The following is a 24,673-nucleotide window of genomic DNA, read 5'->3' on the forward strand; positions in this document are numbered from 1 at the left end:
CGGACGGGGGTCGGGGTGCGCCGTCGGGGTCCGTCGGCGTTTCCCGGGAGTTACATCACGGCTTAATTTATGTCGTCATTAAAGTTGCTGGTCAGTGGGTCGTCAAGCACGAGGCGGTTACAGTCGCCTCGAACGGCCGACGGGAACGAGGTGCCGAGTGGAGCTGGCGCGTGCCACCAACCGCAGCGTGCGGCTGCGCAACCGGTCCGCCCTGCTGACCAAGCTCTTCCTGGACGGCCCGCTCACCCGGCAGGACCTGGTGCGCAGCACCGGGTTGAGCCAGCCCGCGGTCAGCAACGTGGTGGCCGACATGATCGACGAGGGGCTGGTCGCCGAGGCCGGTGCGGCCGAGTCCGACGGCGGCCGACCCAGCATGCTGCTGCGGATCGCGCCCCGCTTCGCCTTCGTGATCGGCGTGGACGTCGGCGAGACGCGGGTCCGGGTGGAGCTGTTCGACTTCGCGATGACCCTGCTGGCCAGCATCGAGTACCCGCTCGACCCGGCCCGTACCGAGCCCGACCTGGTGGCCGGGCACGTGCTGGCCGGCATCGACGCGGTCACCGGGGCGGCGGGGGTGGCCCCCGCCGACGTGCTCGGTGTCGGCATCGGTGTCTCCGGGGTGGTCGAGCAGGGCGCCGAGGCCGTCGTGCACGCCCAGGCCCTCGGCTGGGACCGGGTACCGCTGGAGCGCCTGATCGGCGCCGGCACCGACCTGCCCCTGCACATCGACAACGGCGCGAAGACCCTCGGTCAGGCCGAGATGTGGTTCGGCGCCGGCCGGGGGGCCCGACACGCCGTGTTCGCGCTGGTCGGCTCCGGTGTCGGCGCGTCGGTGGTGACCAACGGCGCCACCTACCGGGGCGCGTCCAGCAGCGCGGGGGAGTGGGGGCACACCACCCTGGTGTACGGCGGGCGGGCCTGCCGGTGCGGCGCGCGCGGCTGCCTGGAGGCGTACGTCGGCGCGGAGGCGATCATCGATCGTTACCGGGAGGCGCGCCGGGGTCGGCCGGTGCCGGGCGAGGACGAGGAGTCCCAGATCGCCGCGTTGGTCGCCGCCGCCGGGACCTCGGCCACCGCCCGCCGGGTGCTGGACGACACCGCCGGCTACCTCGGCGCCGGGGTGGCCAACCTGATCAACCTGTTCAACCCGGAACGCGTGGTGCTCGGTGGCTGGGCGGCGATGGCCCTGGGTGACCTGCTGCCGGCCGTCCGGGAGGCCGCCGGCCGGCAGGCGCTGCGCCAGCCGTACGACCAGGCTTCCATCGAACTGTGCCGGCTCGGCGTGGACGCGGTGGCCCTCGGAGCGGCGACCCTGCCCATCGCCCGCTTCCTCACCGAGGGCGGCGTCCGCCGCTGACCGACGCGACCGTCCGGGGTGGCGACGAATTACACAAATCCTGGTTCTCGGGATAAATAACGGTGTTATAGATCGATGTCTTGACGCCGCCGCAATCTCGCCGCAACACTCCTACGAGAGCGCTCTCCTCCCCGCGGCGTCGCCTCGGCGGCACCATCCACGGCGCTACGGGCGAGCCCGTCCCCCATCCGTGCGGCAACCCGTAACCCCCTACTGACAGGCGATGTCATGACATCTCATGCTAGATCCGTACGCCCGCGTCCCCGGGCCGTGCGGCAACTGCTCGTCGGACTCACCGTTGCCCTGGTCGCGGCGCTGATCCCGGCCGGAGCCACCGCACCCGCGCAGGCCGCCCCCGTCCTGCTGTCCCAGGGCCGCACGGCCACCGCATCGTCCACCGAGAACGGCGGAACCCCCGCCGCCGCCGCCGTCGACGGCAACACCGGCACCCGCTGGTCCAGCGCGTTCAGCGACCCGCAGTGGCTCCAGGTCGACCTGGGCGCCCGCGCCACCATCACCCAGGTCAACCTGCTCTGGGAGGGCGCCTACGGCCGGGCCTTCCAGCTCCAGACCTCCGACAACGGGTCCACCTGGACCACGATCTACTCGACCACCACCGGCACCGGCGGCACCCAGAACCTCACCGTCTCCGGCGCCGGCCGCTACGTCCGCATGTACGGCACCACCCGGGGCACCGGCTACGGCTACTCGCTCTGGGAGTTCCAGGTCTACGGCGAGACCGGCGGCGGCACCAACGACCCGCCGGTGACGCCCACCGACCCGTACAACCCCAACCTCGGGTCGAACACGTTCGTCTTCGACCCGAGCACGCCGACGTCGACCATCCAGAGTCGACTGAACACCCTCTTCACGCAGCAGGAGACCAACCAGTTCGGCCCGCAGCGCTACGCGGTGCTGTTCAAGCCCGGCACCTACACCGCCGACGTCAACCTCGGCTTCTTCACCCAGGTCGCCGGCCTCGGCATGAGCCCCGACGACGTCAACCTCAACGGCCACGTCCGCACCGAGGCGTTCTGGATGGGCGGCAACGCCACCCAGAACTTCTGGCGGGCCGCCGAGAACCTCTCGGTCACCCTGCCCGCCGGGCAGACGGTGGAGCGGTGGGCGGTGTCCCAGGCCGCGCCGTACCGGCGGATGCACCTGCGCGGTGCGCAGAACCAGATCCAGCTCTGGAACGGCGGCGACGGCTGGTCCAGCGGCGGCCTGCTGGCCGACACCCGCATCGACGGCCTGGTCGTCTCCGGCTCGCAGCAGCAGTGGTACTCGCGCAACAGCGAGTTCGGCAACGGCTGGACCGGCTCGGTGTGGAACATGGTCTTCCAGGGCGTCGTCGGCGCGCCGGCGCCGAGCTTCCCCAACCCGTCGCACACCGTCATCGCCCAGACCCCGCAGGTCCGGGAGAAGCCGTTCCTCTACGTGACGAGCAGCGGTGAGTACCGGGTGTTCGTGCCCGCGCTGCGCAGCAACTCCACCGGCACCAGCTGGTACAACAAGACCCCGGCCGGCTCGTCGCTGTCGCTGTCGCAGTTCTTCGTCGTCCAGCCCGGCACCAGCGCCGCCACCATCAACGCCGCACTCGCCCAGGGCAAGCACCTGCTCTTCACCCCGGGCGTGCACCGCGTCACCGAGCCGATCCAGGTCAACCGGGCCGACACGGTGATCCTCGGCCTCGGCCTGGCCACCATCCAGGCCGACAACGGCACCGTCGGGATGCGGGTGGCCGACGTGGACGGCGTCAAGGTCGCCGGCATCATGTTCGAGGCCGGCACGACCAACTCGCCGGTGCTGATGGAGGTCGGCCCGTCCGGTTCGTCCGCGAGCCACGCCAGCAACCCGACCTCGCTGCACGACGTGTTCTTCCGCATCGGCGGGCCGCACGTCGGCAAGGCCACCAACACGCTGACCGTCAACAGCGACAACGTGATCGGCGACCACATGTGGTTGTGGCGGGCCGACCACGCCGCCAGCGGCGTGCCGACCGGGTGGACGCTGAACACCGCCGACACCGGGCTCACCGTCAACGGCGACAACGTCACCATGTACGGCCTCTTCGTCGAGCACTACCAGAAGTACCAGACCATCTGGAACGGCAACGGCGGCCGGACGTACTTCTACCAGAACGAACTGCCGTACGACCCGCCCAACCAGGCCGCCTGGATGAACGGGTCGACCCGGGGCTACGCCGCGTACAAGGTCGCCGATTCGGTGACCAGTCACCAGGCGTTCGGACTGGGTAGCTACAGCTACTTCAACGTCAACCCCGCGGTGGTCGAGGAACGGTCCTTCGAGGTACCGACCAACCCGAACGTGCGCTTCACCAACATGGTCACCGTCTCGCTCGGTGGCGTCGGCACCATCAACCGGGTGATCAACAACGCCGGTGGCACCGCGAACGCGGCCAACCAGACGGTGTACCTGACCACCTACCCCTGACCGGGGCGCCCGCGCCGGCCCGGACCTCTGACGGACCGGGTCGGCCGGGTCGCACCGTGGGCCGAGGCCGGCCCGGTCCCGCCGAGACCGGGCCGGCCACGGTCGTGCCCGCCTCGCCACCGCCGGCCCGGCCCGGCCGGGGCGGGGAGGCCGTCGAGGCGTACCGGACGGCCGTCGCCTTGACGGACAACGCGGCCGAACGGGCCTTCCTCACCGCACGCGCGACGGCCCTGACGGCGCTTTGAGCCGGCGTTTGTCGCAGTCGCGGCCGGGAACCCGAGACACCGCCGCAGCAGGGGGATGGGAGGGGCGATGGGGTACCGTCCGACGGCCGTCGACACCGCACCCGACCTGGCCATCCTCACCCTCGGCGTCGAGGAGGAGTACCTGCTCCTCGACCCGGGCAGCGGCCGGAACCTGCCGGTGGCCGACCAGGTGCTCGCCGCGCTGCGCGGCCCCGCCCGGGAGCAGAGCCGCCAGGAGTTCCGGCACAGCATGGTGGAGATGGTCACCCCGGTCTGCGCCGACCTCACCGAACTGCGCGCGCACCTGGTGACGCTGCGCCACAGCGCCGCCGAGGCCGCGGCGACAGCCGGGGCGCGGCTGGTGGCGGTCGGCGCCACACCGGTGGCCGAACCGCACCGGACGGTGCCCGACGAACCGCGCTACCACGCCATGTCGCGCCGGTACGGGCCGGTGGCGCACGACCCGGCGGTGTGCGGCTGTCACGTGCACGTCGGGTTGCCCGACCGGGAGCTGGCCGTGCAGGTCTGCAACCACCTGCGGGTGTGGCTGCCCGTGGTGCAGGCGATCACCGCCAACTCGCCGCTGCACGACGGGTACGACACCGGGCACGCCAGCTGGCGGTCGATGCAGCTGGAACGGTGGCCCAGCATCGGCCCGACACCGTACTTCGACTCCGCCGCCGACTACGACCGCACCGTCGACGAGCTGATCGCCGCCGGCATCATGCTCGACGCCGCGATGGTCTACTGGTACGCCCGGCCGTCGACGGCGTACCCCACAGTGGAGGTGCGGGTCGGCGACGTCTGCACCGAGGTCGACGACGCGGTGCTGGTCGCCGCGCTGGTCCGGTCGCTCGTCGCCACCCTCGCCGACGACGTGCGCGACGGCGTGACCGCCCCGCCGGTGCGCGACTGTCTGGTCTCCGCGGCGCACTGGCGGGCCGCCCACCACGGGCTCGACGGCGATCTGATCGACCTGCGCGCCGGCGGCACCCGTCCGGCCTGGGCGCTCGTCGACGAGCTGATGGCGGTGATCGCCCCGGCGCTGTTGCGCCACGGCGACCTCGGGTACGTGCTGGCGCAACTGGCCCGGCTGCGGCGCGACGGCACCGGAGCGACCCGGCAGCGCCGTTTGTTGGCGCGCGCCGGGGACCTGCGCGCGGTCCTCGACGACCTGGTCACCCGCACGTCCGCCGGCTGACCCCCGGTCCCGGCGACTCAGCGGATGTCGTGCGTCTGCAGCCACAGCTCCAACAGGCCGAGCTGCCACAGCTTGTTGCTGCCGGCCGCCGCCTCCGCCCGGTCCGGCTCGGCGAGCAGCTGTGCCACGTACTCCGGGCGGAACAGCCCCCGCTCGCGCGCGGCGGGCGTCTGCAACGCCTCGGCGACCAGCTCGCGCACCGGACCGTCCACGTTGCGCAGCGCCGGCACCGGGAAGTAGCCCTTGGGACGGTCGATCACCTCGGCCGGCAGTACCTCCCGGGCGACCTCCTTCAGCACGCCCTTGCCGCCCTGGGCGACCTTGTGCTCCGGTGGGCAGTGCGCGGCCAGGGTGACCAGGTCCTGGTCGAGGAAGGGCGTACGCACCTCCAGACCCCACGCCATGCTCATGCTGTCCACCCGCTTGACCGGGTCGTCGGGGAGCATCAGGTGGGTGTCCAGGCGCAGCACGGCGTCCAGCGCGGTCTGCGCCCCGGGCGCGGCGAGGTGCCCGGTGAGCAGGTCGCGGCTCACGTCGTGCTCCAGCGCGTACGTCGGGCCGACGATGCGGCGCAGCTCGTCGTGGCCCCGGTCGAAGAACGCGGCGGCGAACGTCTCGGCGGCGCCGTGCCGGGGCGCCTCGGTGAGCGGTTGGTGGTAGCCGTAGCCGGCGAACACCTCGTCGGCGCCCTGCCCCGACTGGGCCACCTTCACGTGCTGCGCCACCTGCTCGGAGAGCAGGTGGAAGGCGACCACGTCGTGGCTGCCCATCGGCTCGGTCATCGCCAGCACCGCCCGGCGGAGGGCGGGCACCAGATCGTCGTCGGCCAGCCGGATCCGGTGGTGGTCCGTGTCGTACGCGCGGGCCACCAGGTCGGAGTAGTGGAACTCGTCGCCGGACTCGCCGCCGCGGCTGTCGAAGCCGATGCTGAAGGTGCGCAGGTGTTCCTGGCCCGCCTCGGCCAGCAACGCCACGATGAGGCTGGAGTCCAGCCCACCGGAGAGCAGCACCCCCACCGGCACGTCGGCGACCAGCCGTCGGCGTACCGCCGCGCGTAGCGCGTCGCCGATCGCGGCCCGCCAGTCGGCGGCGTCCATTCCCGCGTCGGCGGGTTCCCGCACGTAGTCGGGGCGCCAGTACACCTCCTCACGGCTGGTCCCGTCCGCCTCGATCACCCGCAGGGTGGCCGGCGGCAGCTTGCGTACGCCGCGCAGCACCGTGCGCGGGGCGGGCACGATGGAGTGCCAGGACAGGTAGTGGTGCAGCGCCACCGGGTCGATGCCGGTGTCGACGTCACCGGCGCGCAGCAGCGCGGGCAGGGTGGAGGCGAACCGCAGCCGCCCCGGTGTCTCGGCGAGGTAGAGCGGTTTGATGCCGAGCCGGTCGCGGGCCAGGATCAGTCGCCGCCGAGCCCGGTCGACCAGTCCGATCGCGAACATGCCGACCAGGTGGTCGACGAAACGGTCACCCCAGTGCGCGTACGCCACCAGGATCACCTCCGTGTCGCTGGTGGACCGGAAGGTGTAGCCGGCGTTCTGTAGCTCCTGGCGCAGCTGCGGGTAGTTGTAGATGCAGCCGTTGAAGACCAGTGCCAGGCCCAGGTCGTCGCGGACCATCGGCTGCCCGCCGGCGTCGGACAGGTCGATGATGGTCAGCCGGCGGTGCCCGAGGGTCACCCAACCGTCGGCGAACAGGCCCTCGTCGTCCGGGCCGCGTGACCGCATCGCCTCGGTCATCCGGGTTACCGCCGCCGCGTCGGGCGGGCGGCCGTCGAATCGCGCCTCCCCGCTGATCCCGCACATCGGCCGGGCCTCCTGTCACCTCGCCCCGACCGGTGTCGGCCGGTCCCGCCGACCGGACGGGGGCCGCTGGCTACCCGGGCGGCAGGGTGGCAAACCCGTCAGCCGCGCAGGGTGCGCAGGATGCGGGCCAGCTCGGCCCGGTCGTTGTCGTCGAGGTGGCCGAAGAAGCGGTCCGCCTCGGCCCGTCGGGCGGACCGGATGGCGGTGCTGACCCGCTCGCCCTCCGCGGTGAGCGCGACCAGGGTCGCCCGCCGGTCGGCCGGGTCGGGTCGGCGTTCGACCAGCCCGCGGGCCTGGAGGTCGTCGACGACCTCGGTCGCCGAGCGGGGCGCGATGCGCAGGTGCTCCGCGAGGGTGCCGGGGCGTACCTCGCCGTGGCGGGCCAGCACACCGAGCGCCCGGGACTGGCTGGGGGTGACGTCCCAGGGCACCAGCGAATCCCGCGTCTGTCGGCGCAGACGGGACGCGACGGCCCAGAACGTCTCCGCCAGGCTCTCGTCGTCGGCGCTGTCGGCGGTGTGCTCGATCACCGGAATACGGTAGCAGGAGATGTGGTTGCTACCTCATGATGAGGTAACCTCAGCAATGTTGTCGACGAGAGGTAGCACCCCTTGGAACCCACCTCGATGGGCCGCGACCGCGGCCACCGCACCGTCAGCGCCGAAGAGAAGACGCAGGCCCGCCAGGTGTCGCTGCGCCGCATCGGCCGCCTGTTCACCCCGCACCGGCCCGCGCTGGCCGTCGTCACCGCGATCATCGTGCTCTCCTCGATCATCGCGATGGCCTCCCCGTTCCTGCTGCGTGCCGTGATCGACCGGGCCCTCCCGCAGGGCGACGTGACGCTGCTGGTCTGGCTGGTCCTCGGCATGGTCGCCGTCGCGGCGGTGACGTCCGCTCTCGGCGTCGTCCAGACCTGGATCTCCACCCAGGTCGGCCAGCGGGTCATGCACCGGCTGCGCACCGACGTCTTCAGCCACCTCCAGCGTCAGTCACTCGGCTTCTTCACCCGCACCCGCACCGGCGAGGTGCAGTCCCGCATCACCAACGACATCGGCGGCATGCAGTCGGTGGTCACCTCCACCGCCACCGCCGTCGCGGCCAACCTCACCACCGTGGTCGCCACCGCCGTCGCCATGATCGCGCTCTCCTGGCAGCTTTCCCTCGTCTCGCTCGTGGTGCTGCCGCCGGCCATCTGGCTGACCCGTCGCGTCGCCCGGATGCGCCGTGAGATCACCGCCCAGCGGCAACGCGAACTCGCCGACCTCAACGTCACCGTCGAGGAGGGGCTCTCGATCAGCGGCGTGCAACTGGCCAAGACCCTCGGCACCGGCCCCGCGCTGATCGACCGGTTCACCGCCTCCTCGGCGCGCCTGGTCGACCTGGAGCTGCGCAGCGAGCTGGCCGGCCGCTGGCGGATGGCCTCGATGAGCATCATCTTCGCCGCCGTACCGGCGGTCATCTACCTCGCCGCCGGGCTGCCCGGCACCGCCGGCACGCTGAGCATCGGCACCCTGGTCGCCTTCACCGCACTGCAGGGCGGCCTGTTCCGACCGCTGATGGGGCTGCTCAACGTGGGTGTCTCGCTCACCGCCTCGCTGGCGCTCTTCGCCCGGATCTTCGAGTACCTGGACCTGCCCGTCGACGTGGCCGACCCCGCCGAGCCGGTCCACCTCGACCTCGCCCGGGTGCGCGGCCACCTGCGCCTGGAGGACGTCACCTTCGGCTACCCGGGCAGTGACACCGCCGCCCTCGCCGGGATCACCCTGGACGTGCCCGCCGGCACCAGCCTCGCCCTGGTCGGCGAGACCGGCTCCGGCAAGAGCACCCTCGCCGGGCTGGTCAGCCGGCTGCACGACCCGACCGCCGGCCGGATCACCATCGACGGCGTCGACCTGCGCGACCTGCGGCTGGCCGACCTGGCCGCGATCGTCGGCGTGGTCAGCCAGGAGACGTACCTGCTGCACACCACGGTCCGGGAGAACCTGCGCTACGCCCGGCCGGACGCCACCGACACCGAGATCGAGGACGCCGCCCGCGCCGCCCAGATCCACGACCTCATCGACGGGCTGCCGGACGGGTACGACACCATGGTCGGCTCGCGCGGCCACCGGTTCTCCGGCGGCGAGAAGCAGCGCCTCGCCATCGCCCGTACCCTGCTGCGTGACCCGCGCATCCTGGTCCTCGACGAGGCCACCAGCGCGCTGGACACCGAGACCGAACGCGCCGTGCAGCGGGCCTTCGACCTGCTCGCCCAGGGGCGGACCACGATCACCATCGCGCACCGGCTCTCCACGGTCCGCGACGCCGACCAGATCGCGGTGCTCGACCACGGTCGCATCGTCGAGGCCGGCACCCACGACAGCCTGCTGGACCGCAACGGCCGCTATGCCACCCTCGCCGCCTGAGCGGCGGCTCACAACCGTCTCATAACCGTCCCGGAACTGTCTCGTTATGGCGTGGTCAGGTGCCGGTAGACGGTGGCCCGTGAGACACCCAGCGCGGCGGCGATGGCATCCACCGAGTGGGTGCCCGCCGCGTGCATCCGTCGGGCCGCCTCCACCTGCTCCCGGCCCAGCGCGCGCGGCCGTCCCGGCCGACGGCGCTTCCCGCTGCTCCGGGTCGTGTCCGCCGGCGTCTCGCGGGCCGGCCCCGGGATCGCCGTCGTCGCGCCCGGCGCCGCCGGGCCGTCCCCGGCCGGCGCCAGCAGTCGGCGTACGCCGTCGAGCATGTCGGCCCGCAGCACCTCGTCGGACACGTCGGTGAAGAAGATGACCACGTCGCTGCACGCCGCCACCGCCTGCACGGCCCGCACCCGCTCGCGGCGCCCGGCGTCCGGGCCGGCGATGAGGTCGTTGGCCCGCATCGCGATCTCCATGAGGCGGTGGTACGTGTCGCCCCGGCCGACCAGTGCGATGTCGTGGAAGAGCATGCCGAGCGGCCGACGATGGGCGAGCATGACGTCCACCCAGCCCTCCAGCACCGTCCACCGGGCCAGCTCGGTGGGCTGCGTCCGGGCCGAGTCGAGCAACGCCTCCAGGTCGGCCACCAGCGGCTCGACCAGGGCGGCGAGCAGATGCTCCTTGGCCGGGAAGTGGTACAGGATCGCGGCCTTGGTCAGCCGCAGACGTTCACCGATCTGGCGCAGCGAGGTGCGCTGGTAGCCGTGTTCGGCGAACAGGTCGAGCGCGGCGCGCAGGATCCGGGTGCGGGTGTCGGTGTCGTCCGCGGGATCGGCGGTCATGCCGACAAGCCTAACGACGCCCTGACCGGTGGCCACCATCACCGTTGATTCGACTGACCGGCGGTCAGTACAGTGGAGTTGGTCGAGGTAGCCAACGGCAGGAGGGGCCATGCCCGTCATCACGATCGACAACCTGGTCAAGACGTTCGGCGCCATCCGGGCACTCGACGGGCTGGATCTGCACGTCGAGCAGGGGGAGGTGCACGGCTTCCTCGGGCCCAACGGCTCCGGAAAGTCCACCACCATCCGAATCCTGCTCGGATTGCTCCGCCGCGACTCCGGAGACGCCCAGGTGCTCGGCGGTGACCCGTGGCGCGACGCGGTCCGCCTGCACCGCCGGCTCGCGTACGTGCCGGGCGACGTCAGCCTCTGGCCCAACCTCACCGGCGGCGAAGCCATCGACCTGCTCGGCAAGCTACGCGGCGGCCTCGACCGACGTCGCCGCGACGAGCTGCTGCACCACTTCGACCTGGACCCGACCCGCCGCTGCCGCACCTACTCCAAGGGCAACCGGCAGAAGGTCGCCATCGTCGCCGCCTTCGCCTCCCCGATCGAGCTGTACGTGCTCGACGAGCCGACCTCCGGCCTCGACCCGCTGATGGAGGCGGTGTTCCAGGCCGAGGTCCGGCGGGTCAAGCAGGCCGGCGCCACCGTGCTGCTCTCCAGCCACGTGCTCGCCGAGGTCGAGGCGCTCTGCGACCGGGTCAGCATCATCCGCGAGGGTCGCACCGTCGAGACCGGCACCCTCACCGAGCTGCGTCACCTCACCCGCACGGCGGTGACCGTCGAGACCGCCCGCCCGGTCACCGGCCTGGACGCGCTGCCCGGGGTGCACGACGTGCACCAGGTCGACGGCCGCACCCACCTGGAAGTCGACCCCGCCCACCTCGACGCGCTGCTCGGTCGGCTCATCGGCTTCGGCGTCCGCGCGTTGACCAGCACCCCACCCACCCTGGAACAACTCTTCCTGCGTCACTACGGCGACGACCCCGCCGCCACCAACGGTCACGTCGCCGCAGCCCGGGGCGCGGACGCTTCGCGGGCCGGTGCCCGGTGAACGCGCTCGCCGGCACCACCGCACTGGCCCGGCTCGTGCTGCGCCGCGACCGGATCCGCCTCGCCGTCTGGGTCCTCGGCACACCCCTGCTCGGCTACGCCCTCGCGGGCAGCGTCGCCGGCATCTACCCGGACCAGACGGCCCGGCTGGGCTACGCCACCACTTCGGCGTCCAGCCTGGTCGCCCGCGCCTTCAACGGCCCCATCCACGGCACCGACCTCGGTGCCGTGGTGGTCGCCGAGACGTACGTGACGCTGGCCCTGATCGTCGCGCTGCTGAGCACCTTCGCGGTGACCCGGCACACCCGCCAGAACGAGGAGAGTGGCCGGGCCGAGCTGCTCGGTGCCTCCGTGGTCGGCCGGTACGCGTCGCTGACCGCCGCGCTTCTCGTCATCGTCGCGACGAACGCCCTGGCCGCCGCTCTGCTCGCGGTCGCGCTGGCCGGCACCGGTCTACCTCTCGCCGGTTCGGTGCTGGCGGCCGGCGCGATCGGTGGTGTGGGGGTCGCCTTCACCGCCGTCGCGGCGGTCACCGCCCAGCTCTCGGTGACCTCGCGCGGCGCCAACGCGCTCGCCGCCGCCACCGTCGGGCTCTCCTTCGTGCTGCGCGCCGCCGGCGACGTGCTCGGCGAGCAGAGCGCCGACGGAACCCACGTGCGCAGCGCCTGGCCGTCGTGGATCTCCCCGCTCGGCTGGGGCAACCAGGTCCGCGCCTTCGACGACGAACGCTGGTGGGTGCTCGCCCTGCCCGTGGCGCTGCTGCTCGCCGGGGTGACACTGGCGTACGCCCTCGCCGAACGACGCGACCTGGGCGCCGGCCTGATCGCCCCCCGACGCGGCCCGGCGACCGCTGCGTCACGGCTGCTCAGCCCCGCCGGGCTGGCCTGGCGGATGCAGCGCGGCATGCTGCTCGGCTGGGCGGTCGGGGTGGCCGTGCTCGGCCTGTCCATGGGCGTCGCCGCCGACGAGTTCAACGACATGATCGACGCGAATCCGGCCGCCGCCGAGGCGATCAACGCGATGGGTGGCGGCACCGACCTGATCAACGCGTACCTGGCCGCGATGCTCGGCCTCTTCGCCCTCACCATCGGCGCGTACGTGGTGCAGGCCCTGCTCCGGATACGCGGCGACGAGGCCGACGGGGTGCTGGAGGCCGCCCTCGCCACGGCGGTCAGCCGCACCCGCTGGCTCGGCACCCAGGTGCTCGCCGCGACACTCGGCGCCATCGCCCTGCTGCTGCTCGCCGGTGCCACCACCGGCCTCGGCTACGGCATCGTCACCGGCGACCCGCTCGGTCAGACCGTCGAGCTGGGCGGTGCCGCGCTGCTGCGACTGCCCGCTCTGCTCGTGGTGGCCGGGGTGGTGACCGCGATCTTCGGGCTGCTGCCCCGCTGGTCGGTGGTGCTGTCCTGGGTGGTGTTGCTGGTCTTCCTGCTGCTCGGGCAGCTCGGTGCGGTGCTGAAGCTGCCCCAGGCCGCGCTCGACGTCTCGCCGTACACCCATGTGCCGGCCGTGCCCGCTGTCGACCCGGCGGCGCTTCCCCTGGTGGTGCTGGTGGCGGTGGCCGCGGCCCTGCTCGCCGTCGGCGTGACCGCCTTCCGCCGCCGCGACGTCCCGAGCTGAGCGGCTGCCTGGCGTCCGGTCAGGCAATCGGCCTGATCCTCCGTGGCGCGTCGAAACCTCGGCTTTACTGAACCTGTCTTCCCGCCAGCAGACCGGGAGGCGTTGGTGCTGGCCGCACCGGCTCGGGCCCTCACCCCAGCGCTTGTCACGGCGGAAGGAATGGTTATGACCAGCCGGACCACTTCGACCACGCTCGTGTCCGACGGCGTGCACGTCGAGCTCACCCGGCTGGTGATCGAGCTCACCTTCAGGATCGACGCCGGTCTCGCCTCGACCGCACACGAGCTGTTCACCCCGGATGCCGAACTACGCATCGGTCCGGAACCCGTCGTCGGTTCGGACGCCATCAAAGCCTGGGGTGAGCAGCTCGATCAGGGAAACCAGTACCCGGGCATTCGTCACGCCGTGACCAACCTCCGGTTTGTCGACGAGGGGAACGGCCGTAGCAGCGGGACCTCACTCGTCACCGCCTATTTCGTCGCACCCGGCGATCCCGCGACAACGGCCCCGTTCGCGATCGGCGAGGACCGCGACACCTTCGTCCGCACCGACGGCGGCTGGCGTTTCGCCTCCCGCACCTGGGTCCAGCTGTTCACTCGTTGAACCGACTCGGCGGGGCTTGCCCGGTGCTGCCAACCGCGGCGGGGTGAGCACGCTTCTGCCGCGGCTACCGGCGCTCCTCGGCGTCCTGGTTGGCGTCGGCTGAGCGAGGCCCGGAACGGGCGGGGTGTCCTGGCGGGCGCGGGTCGACCACAATCGTGCGGTGCGGCGTCGCGGGTGGAAATGGGGATCGCTGGGCGTCGTGGCCGCGCTGGCGGCAGGTGGCACGGCGTGGGTGTGGCTGCGGTACGACTTCGAGAAGGTCAACTGGACCTGGGGCGTCGTCGCCGGGGTCATCGCCGTCTACGTCCTCCTGGATCAGGTCTTCCGCACCGGAACGGCTGGTCTCGCCGAGGCCGCCGCCCACCGGCGGGCCGCCGCCGACGAACTGGTGGAGCTGATCCGTCGCGACCCGACCGACGAGGCGTTGCTGCGCACCGTCGACGAGCCCTATCCGCTGCCGGTGCGGTGGCGCACCGCCCCCGACCGGTTGCTCCCCTCCTGGCGGGCCATCGGTCGATCAAGCGACGCCGTCCCGGTCGACCTCGACGGTGGCAACGGGACACTGTGGAGCTGCTACCGGCGAATACCCTCCGGGCGGCTGCTGCTGTTGGGGCCGGCTGGTTCCGGCAAGTCGATCCTCGCGCTGCGAATGGCCCGGGAGTTGCCCGTGCACCGCGAGCCGGACACTCCCGTACCGGTGTTGGTTCCGGCCGACTCCTGGGATCCCGACCGGCAGGGCTTCCACGACTGGCTGGTCGACCGGATCGCGCGACGCTACCCGCGGCTCGCGGCCGGGCACCCGCGCCGCGACGCCGTGCTGCGCGACCTCATCGAGACCGACCTCGTCGTGCCCGTCCTCGACGGACTCGACGAGGTGCCCGAGGACCGGCTGATCGCCTGCCTCGACGAGCTCAACGCACTGCCGACCCAGCGGTTCGTCCTCACCTGCCGGACCTCCGTCTACGAGCGTTACCTGACCCAGGGGGAGAAGCTGCGCGGCGCCGCCGTGGTCATGCTCGAACCACCCGCTCCCGGCGAGGTCGCCGACTACCTGGTGGACGCGGCACCGCTGCACCAGGTCGACAACTGGACCACGGTCGCCGCCACCCTCGGGGACGCCCCGCAGCTCACCGCCGCACTCTCCACCCCGCTGATGGTGGCGATGGCCCGCAGCGCCTTCGACCAGCCGGGGACCGACCCTCGGGACCTCGTGCCCCTGGCTCGTGAGCGGGGGCAACGCTCGGTCGAGGACGACCTGCTGACCAGGGCCGTGGACGCCGCGCTGCGGTCCCGCCGCGGCTCACACGGCCTCCAGCGCTGGGCCCCCGGGACCGCCCGGCGCTACCTGGCCTTCCTCGCCGCGCACCTGGAGTCGCTCGACGTCCGGGAGTTCCGGTGGTGGCAGTTGGCGAACGCGCAGCCCGGCCCGTTCTGGGCGCTCGTCGCCGGTGCGCGTACCGCGGTGGCGGTGTGGCTGACGCTGGCCCTCTCCGCGGACGCCCTCACGGCGACGGCGGAGCTGGTGACCCACCCACCGACCCGGAACCTCCTGCATGATCTGGTCCGCCAGACGGACGCCCTGACGCTGGCGGCTTTCCTGCTGGCCACCGTCGTGGCGCTGGTCCGCGGCTCGGGTCGGGCCGGTCGGGAACGACCCCGCCGGGTGGCGTTCGTCGGCGGGCTCCGGGCGCTCCGCGACGGGCTGCCCGGCGCGCTGTTCGTCGGGGCTTTCACGGCACTGTTCACCTTCGCCGTCCTCACGGCCTATGCGCCCACCCCGCACCTGGTCGCGCTGCTGGACCGCGTGCCGGGGCTGCCACCGTGGTCCGACCCGGTCCGGGCCGCCGTCGTGGTCGGTCTGTTGACCTGGGCGTACGACGTGGTCCTGGCCGGACTGCGGGTGGACGTCGCCGCGCCCGCCGCCGAACTCGGTGCGACAAGCGTGGTCGAGACCCTGCAAGCCGACCGGGCCGCCAGCGTCGCCTCCGCACTGGCCAGCGCCGCCACCGGCGTCCTCCGGCTGCTCATCGTCGTCGCGGCGGCGCGTCTCGCCGGGGTGCTGCCCGCCGTGCCGCCGCTGCCGGGGTTGGTCTGGGCCGGGGTGGGGCTCGGGCTGGGCTGGTGGCTGCACCGGCGCGGCGGCGGGGCGTGGCTGCGCTTCGCCCTCACCCGTGCCGCCCTCGCCGTCCGTGGCCGTACACCGCACCGACTGCTCGCCTTCCTGGCGTACGCCGAGGTCGTCGGCCTGCTGCGCGACGGCGCGGGTGCCTACCGGTTCCGGCACGCCCGCCTGCAGAGCCGACTCGCCGGCGGATCGGTGAGTGCGCGACGCGGCAGCCGGCTGCGCGAGGAGTTCGGCGTCGAGCTTGCCCGCGCCGGCTACTGGCCGGAGGCGCTCGGTGTCTTCGCCGACGTCACCACGACGCGGGCCGCGAGCATCGGGCACGCCGACGACCTCACCGTGGCGGCGCTGCGCCGGGCGCTGCTGGCCGGCGCCGCCGCGGGGGAGTGGACCGAGTTGGCGAGGCTGCTGGCGCTCATCCCACCGCCGACCGGGCCGACGCCGTTGACGGCGCAGCGGCAGCGGGTCGCCCGGCTGCTCGCGGACGGCGCGCCCGTGACGCAACTGCTGGTCGCGGCCGAGGAGCTGACCCGCGCGACCACCGCTGCCACGCCGGAATCCACTGTCCCAGCCCGCCCGGCGGCCCCCGGGATGCAGGAGTTCCTGGCCGTCCTGCACCACCTCGGCGGGGACGTCGAAGCGGCGCGTACCCACCTGGACCTGTTACGCACGGCGGCCGACCAGGACCTCGGCGACCCTTCGCCCATCGGTGCGGGACTGCTCGCCGGAATGCTCGCGGCCGACGGTGAGCCCGCCACGGCCCTGGTCGTCTGCCACCAGGAACTGCTCCTCGCCGACCAACCACCCGACCGGGTCGACCTGCTGCTGCTCGCTGAGACGTGGCGCTGGTCGGTCGAGGTGATGCGACAGCACACCGACGAACAGGCCGAGCTGCGCCGCCGCATCCGGGCGGTGCTGGCGCAGCGGCGGGACCACCCGCGGCGCATCGAGCTGGGTCGACGCGAGCTGGCCGAACTGGGGCTTCAGCTGTGCCACGCGGTGATCGAGCACCAGACGTTGGGACCGCTCGCGGTCGCGGCGTCCCGACGGCTGGCCGGCGTCCTCACCGACCCGGTCATCGTGGTGCGGACCGTCAACCGCAGCGCCCCCATGTGGCACGGTGGCTGACGGGTGTTCAGGGTGGATGCCCATTCGACGGAGATCGCGTTGGCGGATCATCGCGGTAGCGCCGCCCGTTGTCGGGAGCCGATCCGCACGCCCCCATGCAAGCCTTACTTTCACGAACTTCGATGTCCTGGTCCCGGCTCGACGTCGCGCCGTGCGCACTGTGGACGGTGATGTGAGGAGGCTTCATGCGCGGACGCAGATGGGCGACCATGGTGGCGACGATGACGCTGGCCCTGGGCGGGCTGCTCGGGATCGGCGCCACTCCGGCTGCGGCGGATCCGCCGGGCGGCACGCTGCGCGGCGTCTACTACGACGGTCAGTTCTGCAACAGCTACGGCAGTGAGGGTGCTCAGACCGGCCTGTGGAGCTGGTACTACTGCGAGTACCGCCAGTCCGGCCCCACCGGCCCCGGCTTCTACTTCCTCTGGACCTTCACCTACTAACGCGCACCTGCTCGGACGAACGCCCCCGGACCCCAGTGGCCGCCGCCGGGTTGACCAGCCCGGCGGCGGTCATTCGTCACGGGTGGGTCTACCTCGTGACGGGGTGGTAGGCGACGGGGGACGGGGTGGAGTGGGAGTGCGAGGGGGTGCGGCCTGGGTCGAGGGCTGCCTGGGCGGGGGTGTGAGTACCGACTCCGGTGAGAGGTCTGCGTGGCGGTGGCGGAGGAGTTCGGCGATCCATCGCGCCGCTTCCCGCTGCGCGGTGAGCAGGTGGTCACGGGCGTCGGCGAGGTCACTGTCGTCGGGGTGGACGCTCAGGATCGTCGCCCACCGGCGGCTCAACTCCTCGGCGTACCGGGCCTTCCGTAGCTGCTCGTCGAACTGGTACTCCAGCTTCACCAGCCGGTCGACGTGCGGCTGAAGTGCCGGCATGATCCGCTCGTCGAGGCGGACGGCGGCGTCGGGGCGGCAGGTGAGCGCAATGTCGCCCCGCTGGTAGGGCCACTGGGGATCCTCGGCGAGCGCCCGCTGCAACGCCACCTCCAGGTCCCCGGCGCGGTGCGGGGGCAGGTCCCGGGCGGCGTCCGCGGCGAGCCGGGTCAGCCGCTGGATCGCGTGCGGTTGGAAATACTGCACGTACCAGCTCAGCACCTCGGCCCGCAGGCTCGCCGGTGAGGACCAGGCGAACGTGGCGCGGACGTAGAACGAGTACACGTACCCGCGGGCCGGGACCGCGATCAGCCGGGGCGCGTCGCGTTGTTCGACGAGCGGGCCGGACGGCGACGGCGCGGCGGCGAAGCCCACGGGCGCCTCGTCCTGGAGCGCGGCGACCAGCCGATCCCAGTTCCGCGCCCACCACCGCCAGCCGCGCACACCGGCGTCGCGGGCGATGGTCACCCCGCGGATGCCCCGGTGCCGCCACTGGTCCGGGGGTCTCGGCCTCCCGTCGGGGGCGTCCGTCATGGCACCCTCCACCGTCGCGGATCCGCGTTCCACGCTAACAACCGGTGCCCGATTTGTCGGCCGCCACGCCGCACCGACCAGACCGCATACCGTTACGAACCGGACCCGCCCGCCCGCGACCCGGGGGCGGCCGAGCCGGTACGACATCGCGACGTCGCCTGTTGATCGTCGGGGCGTCGCGTGCCGGTCAGCCACGAACGACATCCTGCCCGGGTGCGCACACTGCCGACCGTCGTCGCGTACCGGCTGCTCGGGGGCGTCGGTGCCACGTTGCTGTCCTGCGCCGGTCTGGCCGCCGGGGCGCTCCCGGTCGGCGCGCACGCCGCCTGGTGGAGCGCGCTGCGGCAACTCGCCGGGCCGGGGTTGCTCTGCGGGTACGCCGGTCTGACTCTCCTCGTCGCTGCCTGGTGGTGGGCGGGACGGCACCGGCACGCACCGGACGAGGTCGTCGACCGGCGGTCCGCGATGCTCACCCTGGCCTGCTGGGCGGGGCCCCTGCTGGTGGCGCCGCCGCTGTTCAGCCGGGACGCGTACAGCTACCTGGCGCAGGGCGCGATGGTCCTCGCCGACATCGACGTGTACCGGCACGGGGTGGCCCAGTTGGGCGGCGCGTTGGCCGGCGAGGTGCCGCAGATGTGGCAGCAGACCCCCGCGCCGTACGGGCCGGTGTTCCTCGCGGTGGCGGCCGTGGTCAGTGGGGTGACCGGCGGTCAACTGGTGCTGGGTGTGCTCGGTCTACGCCTGGTCGCGCTGGCCGGGGTGGCGTTGCTGGTGGCGTACCTGCCCCGGTTGGCCCGGCACTGCGGTGTCGATCCGGCCGCCGCGCTCTGGCTGGGTGTGCTCAACCCGCTGGTGCCGTTGCACCTCATCGCCGGCGCGCACAACGAGGCGGTGATGCTGGGGCTGCTGGTGGCCGGGTTGAGTCTCGCCTTCGAGCACCGTTACGGCGCGGCCACCGTGCTGGTCACCCTCGCCGCGTTGGTCAAGGTGCCGGCAGTGGTCGGGCTGCTGGTGGTCGTCTCGCTCGCCGCGCGCCACCGCGGGCTGCCGACCGCGGTGGCCCGCACCGCCGGGTTCGCGCTGGGCACCGCCGCAGTGGTCACCTGGGCCACCGGCATCGGGTACGGGTGGATCGGCGCGCTCGGCACACCGGTGTACCGGCACAGTTGGTCGATCTCCAGCGCGCTGGGTCGGGTGGCGTCGCGCGCGGCGGGGCGGTTCGGTCTGCACCTGGGGGACGCCCCGATGCGGCTGTGCCTGGCGTTGGGCGTGGCCGCCGCGCTGGCCGTCGCGATCGGCGCGTGGTGGCATCGGCGGCGGCTCGGCCCGGCGTACGCGCTGGGGTTGGTGTTGGTGGCGGCGGCGCTGCTCGGCCCGGCGACCCGGCCGTGGTACGCGCTCTGGGGTCTGGTGCTGATCGCGGCGGCGGCGCACGGGCGGGCCCGGCCGGTGGCGGCGCTGGGCGCGGTGGTGTTGGCGTTCGTGGCGTTGCCCAGTGGCTTCGGGCCGGACGCGGCGCAGGCGGTGCTGGCCGCCGCCGGGGTGCTGGTGGGGTTGCTCGCGGTCGGTTCGCTGCGCCTGCTGGTGCCGCCCGCCCCGGTGGGGGTGCTGCGGTGAACGCGGGGCGACGGCGGGTGGTGACGGTGCTCGGGCTGGCCACCGTGCTGGCGGTGGCGATCGCGGTGCTGCCCGGGCATCGGGGCTGGTTCGACGTCGGTGTCTACCACGGTGCGGTCGGGCACTGGGTACGCGGCGGCGACCTGTACGAGTGGACCACCGGCAACGGGTACGGCTTCACCTATCCGCCGTTCGCGGCGGTCAGCATGCTGCCGATGGCCGCGCTGGCCTGGTATCCGACGATCGTGGCGAACCTGCTGCTCACCGCGTTGGCCGTCGCGTTCCTGCTGCGTCTGCTGGTGGACCCGTTGGCCCGGCGGCACGGGTGGACCCGCTGGTACGCGCTCGCGCTGGCCTGCTGCCTGCTGGCCGGGCTCAACCCGGTCCGGGACACGGTCAGCTTCGGGCAGGTCAATCTGCTGTTGGTGGCGCTGGTCTACCTGGACCTGTGGTTGTGGGAGCGGGGCAGCAGGTGGGCCGGGATCGGGGTGGGACTGGCCGCGGCGGTGAAGCTCACGCCGGCGATCTTCATCGGGTACCTGCTGGTCACCGGGCGCTGGCGGGCCGCCGCGACGGCCATCGGCACCGCCGTCGGCGCGACCGTGCTCGCGGCGGCGCTCGCCCCGGAGGCCAGCCGCGCGTTCTTCACCGAGGCGCTGTGGGACACCGACCGGGTCGGTGAGTTGGCGTACGTGTCGAACCAGTCGCTGCTCGGCCTGGTCGCCCGGGTCGACCCGGCGGACCCGGACCGGCGGCTGTGGCTGCTGCTGGTCGTCGCCGTGCTGGCGGTGTGGGTGGTGCGGGTCCGCCGGGCCGTGCGCGACGGCGACGAACGGGCCGGCTTCGCGCTGACCGGTGTCGCCGGGTGCCTGGTCAGCCCGGTCAGCTGGGTGCACCACCTGGTGTGGCTGGTACCGGGGCTGGTGGTGCTCGCCGCGTCCACGCTGCCCTGGCCACCGGTCGACGCGACGCTCCGTCGCCGGGCGTACGCGGGTGTCGCCGCCTACGTGGTGCTGTGCAGTGGGCTGGTCTGGGTCTTCGCCAACGGGTCGGCGGGGCCGGCGGGGTTCGTGGGCGCCAACGCGTACGTCTGGGTCAGCATCGGCATGCTGACGCTGCTCCCGATCGGGCGTGCCGAGCAGGATGATCATCCGGGGTTCACCGAGCATTGTGGAGCAGTTGGGGCGCCGAGGGGTGTTGCGGCCGGCCGACAGCGGTGAGACTGGGTCCGGTCCGACAATCACGCGGATCGATGAACTGGATGGTCTGGAGGCAGCCTGTGTCCACCCTCGTGTCCCCACCGGCCACGCTCGGCGCGATCCGCCGGCGTACCACCACGCTCGCCCTGCTCCTTGCCATGGTCGCCGCTGCGCTGGTCGGCCCGTCCGTGGTCTCCCCCCGGTTGACCGACCCGGCCTCCGCGGCGGTCTACAGCTCCTGCACCATGAGCCGCTGCGCCGACGCCCGCACCGCCCGCTCGGGCTGGTCCGCCAAGGGGTTCCCGACCAGCCGCGGCTGGTATTCCTGGAGCGGGGGGAAGTCCAACTTCGCCGGCGGCCAGTTCTACAACTACGAGGGTCAACTGCCCACCAACGCCACCTACTACGAGTACGACGTCTACCCGCGCACCCAGGGCGCCGCCCGGGACGCGTACCGGATCGTGGTGAACCGCAGCACCGGGGTCACCTGGTTCTCGCCCAACCACTACACCGACTTCTACCGGCTCTGACCGGCCCGGGGGCCGGCCGGTCGCGGCGGGCCGGCCCCCGGCTCGTCGCCCCGGTCAGAAGTCACACCGGTCCGATCAGGAGGCACACGATGGTCGAAGAGGACGCGGGTCGGACGCCCGACTGGCTGATCGTCCGCCGCGACGACGCCGTCGACGTGCCCGGCGCGGTGGCGCTGGCCGGAGCGGACAGCCGGACCAGGGCCGGGTTGTTCGGCGCGCTCAGCGCCGCGCTCGCCCTGCCGGCGTACCTGGGGCAGACCTGGGACGCCCTCTCCGACGTGCTCCGGGACCGGCTCGACGCCGGCCCGCTCACCCTGCTGATCACCGACGCCGGCCAGTTGCTCGCCGACGAGCCGACCGATCAGTACGGTTTGCTGCTCGCCGTGCTCGGCGACGTCGCCACCAACGCTCCGCACCCCCTGCGCGTGGTCCTGCGTGAAGCCGCGCCCTCCTGATCGGTCATCAGGGCCGGCGTGGACGAAATCTCACGGTGGGTGACGGCCGCCGGAAGCAGTTACCTCGATGAGCGTTATGACCCTGAGGTATGAATATGACCCTGAGGTATATCGCTGTTGCGAGTGGCACGCCTCCCGCGCGTGGCCGTGCCTCCTACCCGGTCACAGGCGCCTTGGCGGTGCGGGTGGGCGTGACCCGCACCGCCGGTCATCCGGCTCAGTGGGTCGCGGGCGGGACGCTCTGCTCGTACTGGAAGACGTTGTGCGGATCGTACTTTGCCTTGATCTTGCGCAGTCGGGGGAAGTTGCGCCCCCAGTAGGCGGTCTCCCACTCGGCCATGCCGATGTTCGGCACATTGACGTAGGCGCCGTCCACGTAGGGCCGTAGCGCCTGGCTGAACTCGGCGATCCAGGTCTGGGCGATCGGGGTGACGGCGTCGTCGCTGTCGGGTTCGCCGCGGGTGCCCCAGCCGACGCCGGGCTCGGAGTAGAAGAGCGCGTCACGGTGCGGGAAGGCCGCGCCACCGAACGGCTCCTGCCGTTGCGCCCCGCGACCGAATGCCTGGGTGAAGAAGTTGCTGTCGGGCGAGGGTGCCTTCTCCATGAACGCCTGGATCACGCCGATCGCCTCCTCCGGGAACGGCTCGCGGGTGAACTGGGAGAAGAACTTCCACTTCGCGGGCTCGTCCTCGGTCGGGATCTGGAAGCCGGCGTAGACGTCGCCCCAACCGCCGATCTGTGCCGTGACCGTCGGGTTGCCGATCGACAGGATCGGCGCCAGCAGTTTCCTGGCCTCTGCCTCCGACCCTTCGGCGAGCACCGCGAACAGCAGGATCTCGGTCGGGTGGACCTCGATCTGGCTGCCGAGGCGGGGGTCGGTGAAGGGCGCGACGCGCTGCCAGGCGTCGAAGACCTCGTGCAGGTCGCCGAGACCGGGCCAGGTCACCTGCAGGTAGGCGACGCTGGTGAGCGGAGCCACCTGGTAGGTCAGGGACGTGACGATTCCGAAGTTGCCGTTGCCCGCGCCACGCAGCGCCCAGAGCAGGTCCGGGTGATTCCACGGGTCCACCTCGAGGACCTTCGCGCCGTCGGCGCCCGCGGCGACGACGATCTCCGCGCCGATCAGGTTGTCGCAGGCCATCCCGAGGTAGCGGGTGAGGAAGCCGAAGCCGCCGCCGAGGGTCGCGCCGGACAGGCCGACCGTCCCCTCCGTGCCGGTCGTCGCCGCCAGGTCGTACTCCCCGAGGGCGGTCACCGCCTCCGACTGGTTGAGCCCCGCGCCCAATTTCGCCGTGCGGGTGGCGGTGTCGATGTGGACGTCCTTCAGCTCGCTGACGTCGATCACGATGCCGTTGTCGACGTTCGACCAGCCTTCCAGGCTGTGCCGGCCACTGCGTACCCGCAGCGCGACGTCGTGCTGCCGCGCCCAGGTGAGGGCGTTGACCACGTCCCGGGTCTCCTGGGCGAAGACGATGACCAGCGGATAGCGCACGAACAACTCGTCCCAGCCGAGGCTCGCCTGCGCGTACTCCGGGCTCTGGGGGCGAACGACGCGCCCGGTCAGGGTCGCGGGCGGGTACGTCGCGTCGGACGGGCCGATGCCGTCGGACGCGATCGCCGAGCTGCCGCCGGCCAACACGCCCGGCAGGGCGACCGCCCCGGCGCCCGCCGCCGTCGCCTTGAGCAGGTCGCGACGAGAAAGGTCACGCATGGCCACATCCTCTCGATTGGGGTTGCACCAGGCAATCCGGCCAGGGACTTCCTTGGCTCGCATCTGGCGCAAACCCACCGTAAGGTTCCGCACGTCCCCGATATCCGAGAACTTGTCGCGGAACCCGGTCGAGTGATGCGACCGCCGTCAGTTCGGGGCGGGCTGGTCCAGGATGGCGCTGAACCGCTCCTCGGCGAGATCCAGCTGGTCGAAGATGTGTCGCTTCACCGCCGGCGACAACGGGGTGTCCGGTCGGCCGATCAGGTCCCGGAACAGCGGCACCAGCGGTCGGTACTTGCGGGCTGACGAGATCACCTTCGGCCCGACCGTGTGGATCACGCCCACCCCGTTGTCGGTGAAGTCCGACACCTTGATCACCCGGGCCCAGGGCTCCCGCTCCAGGCTGACCGCCAGGTGCTCCCGGTACTGCGCGTTGCGGTCCCGCTCGGGGTCGTACACCGGATTGGTGACCGCCGCGACCAGGGTGGCCACCCGTGGCCCGAACCGCGCGGCTAGCGCGGCCAGCGCGGCCCCGGTCGGGTCGGCGCCCGGGTCGCCGTCGGCCAGCTCGCTGGGGTGGTCCTCGACCGCGTCGTGCAGCAGGCCGGCGACGATCACGTCCACGTCGCGCACCTGGTAGTGGTGCATCAACCGGATCGTTACCCGCAGCAGATGGTTGAGGTACGGCTCGCGGACCCGTCGATCGTCGCGGTGCAGCTCGGCGGCGAGGTCGAGCGCGGCGGTCAACCGCGCCCGGGCCGCGTCGTCGAACTGCTGGACCTCCAACCGGAAACGTTCCAGCAGGCCCGGTTCACCGTGGATCTCGGTGATCGCGTGCATCGGCATGCTGCCCAGGTGCGGCGGGAAGTCCATGCGTCACTTATAGCCGATCTTCACCACATCGATGAGCCCGAACGTCGCCG

At 72.4% G+C, this 24,673-nt stretch carries 19 protein-coding genes; 13 read left to right on the forward strand and 6 right to left on the reverse strand.

Annotated features, from left to right (window positions below):
• The first annotated feature begins 157 nt into the window (after positions 1-157).
• The 3 genes from AB0J33_RS14515 (at position 158) to AB0J33_RS14525 (ending at position 5,257) form a co-directional block, all read left to right on the forward strand.
• Entirely contained in the window at positions 158-1,357 is a 1,200-nt protein-coding gene (locus AB0J33_RS14515) for an ROK family transcriptional regulator (RefSeq protein WP_363613540.1), read from the forward strand.
• A gap of 228 nt (positions 1,358-1,585) precedes the next feature.
• Positions 1,586-3,811 (forward strand): discoidin domain-containing protein, encoded by a 2,226-nt coding sequence (locus AB0J33_RS14520; protein ID WP_363613542.1) that lies wholly within the window; start codon positions 1,586-1,588, stop codon positions 3,809-3,811.
• 312 nt (positions 3,812-4,123) lie between these two features.
• Positions 4,124-5,257 carry a glutamate--cysteine ligase gene (locus AB0J33_RS14525; RefSeq protein WP_363613544.1) on the forward strand — a complete coding sequence of 378 codons (1,134 nt, stop codon included), beginning with the start codon at positions 4,124-4,126 and terminating at the stop codon, positions 5,255-5,257.
• A 17-nt stretch (positions 5,258-5,274) separates the two neighbouring features.
• Here AB0J33_RS14525 and AB0J33_RS14530 read toward each other — a convergent pair whose 3' ends face one another.
• Positions 5,275-7,059 (reverse strand): N-acetylglutaminylglutamine amidotransferase, encoded by a 1,785-nt coding sequence (locus AB0J33_RS14530; RefSeq protein ID WP_363613546.1) that lies wholly within the window; start codon positions 7,057-7,059, stop codon positions 5,275-5,277.
• 98 nt (positions 7,060-7,157) lie between these two features.
• On the reverse strand, positions 7,158-7,589 hold the full coding sequence (locus tag AB0J33_RS14535) for a MarR family winged helix-turn-helix transcriptional regulator (protein ID WP_363613548.1): 432 nt from the start codon (positions 7,587-7,589) through the stop codon (positions 7,158-7,160).
• Positions 7,590-7,685: 96 nt separating this feature from the next.
• Between AB0J33_RS14535 and AB0J33_RS14540 the strand changes: the two genes are divergently transcribed.
• Entirely contained in the window at positions 7,686-9,464 is a 1,779-nt protein-coding gene (locus AB0J33_RS14540) for an ABC transporter ATP-binding protein (RefSeq protein ID WP_363613923.1), read from the forward strand.
• Between the two features lie 44 nt (positions 9,465-9,508).
• Here the strand turns inward: AB0J33_RS14540 and AB0J33_RS14545 are convergent, their stop codons facing one another.
• The gene (locus tag AB0J33_RS14545) at positions 9,509-10,300 is read right to left on the reverse strand and encodes a TetR family transcriptional regulator (RefSeq protein ID WP_363613550.1); all 792 of its coding nucleotides are present in this window, start codon (positions 10,298-10,300) and stop codon (positions 9,509-9,511) included.
• Positions 10,301-10,409: 109 nt separating this feature from the next.
• On the opposite strand from AB0J33_RS14545, the gene AB0J33_RS14550 reads away from it, so the two are divergent.
• From AB0J33_RS14550 to AB0J33_RS14570, 5 genes are all read left to right on the forward strand, one after another.
• Positions 10,410-11,357, forward strand: coding sequence for an ABC transporter ATP-binding protein (locus AB0J33_RS14550; protein WP_363613552.1), 948 nt, complete (start codon positions 10,410-10,412; stop codon positions 11,355-11,357).
• Positions 11,354-12,979, forward strand: a complete 1,626-nt coding sequence (locus tag AB0J33_RS14555; protein WP_363613554.1) for an anibiotic ABC transporter — start codon at positions 11,354-11,356, stop codon at positions 12,977-12,979. The genes AB0J33_RS14550 and AB0J33_RS14555 overlap by 4 nt, the downstream gene beginning before the upstream one ends.
• A gap of 165 nt (positions 12,980-13,144) precedes the next feature.
• Positions 13,145-13,582, forward strand: a complete 438-nt coding sequence (locus tag AB0J33_RS14560) for a nuclear transport factor 2 family protein (protein WP_363613556.1) — start codon at positions 13,145-13,147, stop codon at positions 13,580-13,582.
• A gap of 160 nt (positions 13,583-13,742) precedes the next feature.
• On the forward strand, positions 13,743-16,832 hold the full coding sequence (locus tag AB0J33_RS14565; protein WP_363613558.1) for a hypothetical protein: 3,090 nt from the start codon (positions 13,743-13,745) through the stop codon (positions 16,830-16,832).
• A 185-nt stretch (positions 16,833-17,017) separates the two neighbouring features.
• Entirely contained in the window at positions 17,018-17,275 is a 258-nt protein-coding gene (locus AB0J33_RS14570; RefSeq protein WP_363613560.1) for a hypothetical protein, read from the forward strand.
• A gap of 69 nt (positions 17,276-17,344) precedes the next feature.
• Here the strand turns inward: AB0J33_RS14570 and AB0J33_RS14575 are convergent, their stop codons facing one another.
• A complete protein-coding gene (locus AB0J33_RS14575) occupies positions 17,345-18,238 on the reverse strand; it encodes a hypothetical protein (RefSeq protein WP_363613562.1) in 894 nt (297 codons plus the stop codon).
• Between the two features lie 213 nt (positions 18,239-18,451).
• Between AB0J33_RS14575 and mptB the strand changes: the two genes are divergently transcribed.
• From mptB to AB0J33_RS14595, 4 genes are all read left to right on the forward strand, one after another.
• Positions 18,452-19,855, forward strand: coding sequence for a polyprenol phosphomannose-dependent alpha 1,6 mannosyltransferase MptB (gene mptB, locus AB0J33_RS14580; protein ID WP_363613564.1), 1,404 nt, complete (start codon positions 18,452-18,454; stop codon positions 19,853-19,855).
• The gene (locus AB0J33_RS14585) at positions 19,852-21,075 is read left to right on the forward strand and encodes a glycosyltransferase 87 family protein (RefSeq protein ID WP_363613566.1); all 1,224 of its coding nucleotides are present in this window, start codon (positions 19,852-19,854) and stop codon (positions 21,073-21,075) included. Before mptB ends, AB0J33_RS14585 begins: the two co-directional genes overlap by 4 nt.
• Before the next feature lie 59 nt (positions 21,076-21,134).
• Positions 21,135-21,584, forward strand: coding sequence for a ribonuclease domain-containing protein (locus AB0J33_RS14590; RefSeq protein ID WP_363613568.1), 450 nt, complete (start codon positions 21,135-21,137; stop codon positions 21,582-21,584).
• A gap of 89 nt (positions 21,585-21,673) precedes the next feature.
• Positions 21,674-22,039 carry a barstar family protein gene (locus AB0J33_RS14595; protein WP_363613570.1) on the forward strand — a complete coding sequence of 122 codons (366 nt, stop codon included), beginning with the start codon at positions 21,674-21,676 and terminating at the stop codon, positions 22,037-22,039.
• A gap of 217 nt (positions 22,040-22,256) precedes the next feature.
• Here AB0J33_RS14595 and AB0J33_RS14600 read toward each other — a convergent pair whose 3' ends face one another.
• Positions 22,257-23,750 carry an FAD-binding oxidoreductase gene (locus tag AB0J33_RS14600; protein ID WP_363613572.1) on the reverse strand — a complete coding sequence of 498 codons (1,494 nt, stop codon included), beginning with the start codon at positions 23,748-23,750 and terminating at the stop codon, positions 22,257-22,259.
• Between the two features lie 147 nt (positions 23,751-23,897).
• On the reverse strand, positions 23,898-24,623 hold the full coding sequence (locus AB0J33_RS14605; protein ID WP_363613574.1) for an HD domain-containing protein: 726 nt from the start codon (positions 24,621-24,623) through the stop codon (positions 23,898-23,900).
• Between the last annotated feature and the right edge of the window lie 50 nt (positions 24,624-24,673).

The organism is Micromonospora sp. NPDC049645 (assembly GCF_040675155.1).
Taxonomy (GTDB): Bacteria; Actinomycetota; Actinomycetes; order Mycobacteriales; family Micromonosporaceae; genus Micromonospora.

What these genes read in the sequence shown, in the direction of transcription:
- AB0J33_RS14605 (WP_363613574.1), bottom strand. Translation starts at nt 24,623, where the DNA reads ATGGACTTCCCGCCGCACCTGGGCAGCATGCCGATGCACGCGATCACC.
- AB0J33_RS14530 (WP_363613546.1), bottom strand. Translation starts at nt 7,059, where the DNA reads ATGTGCGGGATCAGCGGGGAGGCGCGATTCGACGGCCGCCCGCCCGAC.
- AB0J33_RS14600 (WP_363613572.1), bottom strand. Translation starts at nt 23,750, where the DNA reads ATGCGTGACCTTTCTCGTCGCGACCTGCTCAAGGCGACGGCGGCGGGC.
- AB0J33_RS14520 (WP_363613542.1), top strand. Translation starts at nt 1,586, where the DNA reads ATGACATCTCATGCTAGATCCGTACGCCCGCGTCCCCGGGCCGTGCGG.
- AB0J33_RS14540 (WP_363613923.1), top strand. Translation starts at nt 7,686, where the DNA reads ATGGGCCGCGACCGCGGCCACCGCACCGTCAGCGCCGAAGAGAAGACG.
- AB0J33_RS14545 (WP_363613550.1), bottom strand. Translation starts at nt 10,300, where the DNA reads ATGACCGCCGATCCCGCGGACGACACCGACACCCGCACCCGGATCCTG.
- AB0J33_RS14525 (WP_363613544.1), top strand. Translation starts at nt 4,124, where the DNA reads ATGGGGTACCGTCCGACGGCCGTCGACACCGCACCCGACCTGGCCATC.
- AB0J33_RS14560 (WP_363613556.1), top strand. Translation starts at nt 13,145, where the DNA reads ATGACCAGCCGGACCACTTCGACCACGCTCGTGTCCGACGGCGTGCAC.
- AB0J33_RS14550 (WP_363613552.1), top strand. Translation starts at nt 10,410, where the DNA reads ATGCCCGTCATCACGATCGACAACCTGGTCAAGACGTTCGGCGCCATC.
- AB0J33_RS14575 (WP_363613562.1), bottom strand. Translation starts at nt 18,238, where the DNA reads ATGACGGACGCCCCCGACGGGAGGCCGAGACCCCCGGACCAGTGGCGG.
- AB0J33_RS14570 (WP_363613560.1), top strand. Translation starts at nt 17,018, where the DNA reads ATGCGCGGACGCAGATGGGCGACCATGGTGGCGACGATGACGCTGGCC.
- AB0J33_RS14595 (WP_363613570.1), top strand. Translation starts at nt 21,674, where the DNA reads ATGGTCGAAGAGGACGCGGGTCGGACGCCCGACTGGCTGATCGTCCGC.